The sequence below is a fragment of the Microbacterium resistens NBRC 103078 genome, from assembly GCF_001552355.1.
GTDB lineage: Bacteria > Actinomycetota > Actinomycetes > Actinomycetales > Microbacteriaceae > Microbacterium > Microbacterium resistens.
This window is the reverse complement of the sequence record NZ_BCRA01000205.1, coordinates 1-2,273: the sequence shown is the minus strand read 5'-3', so window position 1 is coordinate 2,273 and position 2,273 is coordinate 1. Positions and strand designations below refer to the sequence as shown.

Below are 2,273 nucleotides of genomic sequence, written 5' to 3'. Positions count from 1 at the left end.
AACCCGGTGTCCCCGTTCCGCCGGAAGGCTCTGACCTCGCCCGCGCCCTCCAGCGCCGCGTACACGACGTCCAGGGAGGGATGGGCGGCCAGCCAGGACGGCGACGGCGCGGGCGCGACGGCGCCGCGGTAGCCCAGCGACCGGATCGGCGCGCGCTCCCGTCCCGGGTGGTCGTCGCCGCCCGCCAGCAGCCCGATGCCGTCGGCGGATCCCTCCATGTCGGCGCCGTAGCCGCCGAGCCAGAACCGCGTCATGTGCGCCCCTTCGTCTCTGTCCGCGATCGTCTCTCCGGGAAGAGGACGCGGGAGGACCCTCCCGGTCCCGTCGCTCCCGACCCGAACCGCCCGGTTCTCCCGCGTCGTGCGCGGCGTGTGCGTACCGGGTCAGTCGACGAGGTCGTGACGGACGACGACCTCGTCCCGCTCCGGCCCCACGCCGATCACGGAGATCCGGGTGTTGCTCATCTTCTCCAGCGCGAGCACGTAGTCCTGGGCGTTCTTCGGCAGGTCCTCGAACGTCCGCGCCGACGAGATGTCCTCGGTCCACCCCGGGAAGTACTCCAGGATCGGCTTGGCGTGGTGGAAGTCGGTCTGGTTGACCGGCACGTCGTCGAAGCGCTCCCCGTCCACGTCGTAGGCGACGCAGACCGGGATCCGCTCCAGGCCCGTGAGGATGTCCAGCTTCGTCAGCACGAGGTCCGTGATCCCGTTGATGCGGGTCGCGTACCGGGTGATCGGGGCGTCGTACCAGCCGACGCGACGGGGGCGACCGGTGGTCGTGCCGAACTCGAAGCCGCGGGCGCGCAGCCAGTCGCCCTGCTCGTCGAACAGCTCGGTCGGGAACGGCCCCGAGCCGACGCGGGTCGTGTAGGCCTTGACGATCCCGACGATCCGGTCGAGGCGCCCGGGGCCCACCCCCGATCCGGTCGACGCGCCGCCCGCCGTGGCCGACGAGGAGGTGACGAACGGGTAGGTGCCGTGGTCGACGTCGAGCATGGTCGCCTGGCCGCCCTCGAACACGACGACGTCGCCGCGGGTGAGCGCCTCGTCGAGCAGCGCGCTCGTGTCGGCGACCATGGGCCGCAGCCGCTCGGCGTAGGAGAGGAGGTCCTCCACGATCTCCTCGGCCGCGATCGCCCGGCGGTTGAAGACCTTGACGAGCAGGTGGTTCTTCTGGTCGAGGGCGCCGTCCACCTTCTGACGCAGGATGTTCTCGTCGAACAGGTCCTGCACGCGGATGCCGACGCGGTTGATCTTGTCGGCGTAGGCGGGGCCGATCCCGCGGCCCGTGGTGCCGATCATGCGCTTGCCGAGGAAGCGCTCGGTGACCTTGTCGAGCGTCCGGTGGTACTGCGTGATGATGTGCGCGTTGGCGCTGATCTTCAGGCGCGAGACGTCGATCCCGCGCGAGCCGAGGGCCTCCAGCTCGCTGAAGAGGACCTCCAGGTCGATCACCACGCCGTTGCCGATCACCGGGGTCACGCCCGGGGAGAGGATGCCGGAGGGGAGCAGGTGCAGGGCGTACTTCTCGTCGCCGACGACGACGGTGTGCCCGGCGTTGTTGCCGCCGTTGAACTTGACGACCCAGTCCGTCCGCTCGCCGAGCAGATCCGTCGCCTTGCCCTTGCCCTCGTCGCCCCACTGGACGCCGACGATCACGATTCCTGGCATGGGTTACCCCCTTTGCGGGCCGCTCGCGCAGCCGCTGCTTCGCCGGGTTTGCACCGGCCGTGAGCTGGCCCGATCGGGCCACCCCATCCTATCCGGCCCCCTCCGACGCCCCGCCGCCGCCTCCCTCACCCCGCACTCCTCGAGGCGGAGACCCCGCGCTCAGACGGAGACCCCGCGCCCGGGCGGAGACCCCGCGCCCGGGCGGAGAACCCGGGCTCAGGCGGAGAACCCGCATTGCGACGGCTCCTCTGCCCCTTTACGTCCGCACCAACAAGGGTTCTCCGCGGCAACGCACCCGCGGAGTTCACACGTTCCCGCGGGAATGCTCAGGCGGACAACACGCGCCCAGGCGGAGGATCAGCCCGGATGGATCCGCACAACAGGAGTTCTCCGCCGCGACGACTACGGCGGGCGGACACGCGTGGGGAGTGCTCCCCATCGCGCATCCAGCGCATCCGGTTACGCTGGCACGGTGCCTCGGCGACCGGCGGCCGCACCCGCGGGCCGGACGCCCCACGCACGCGCCGACGACGAGGGGGGACCACCATCGTGGACCAGATGAACGACGTGCCGCCGTACGCGACCGGCGGCCCCGGACAGACG

1 protein-coding gene and 1 pseudogene are annotated in these 2,273 nt (G+C 71.3%); both read right to left on the bottom strand.

Annotated elements, in window-relative coordinates:
- A pseudogene (locus tag MR1_RS18985) lies at positions 1 to 254 on the bottom strand (3-carboxymuconate cyclase); the annotation flags it as partial.
- Between the two features lie 129 nt (positions 255 to 383).
- A complete protein-coding gene (locus MR1_RS18980; RefSeq protein ID WP_067250826.1) occupies positions 384 to 1,670 on the bottom strand; it encodes an adenylosuccinate synthase in 1,287 nt (428 codons plus the stop codon).
- Positions 1,671 to 2,273 lie beyond the last annotated feature (603 nt).

Coding starts and splice junctions, on each gene's coding strand:
- MR1_RS18980 (WP_067250826.1), bottom strand. CDS start 1,670: ATGCCAGGAATCGTGATCGTCGGCGTCCAGTGGGGCGACGAGGGCAAG.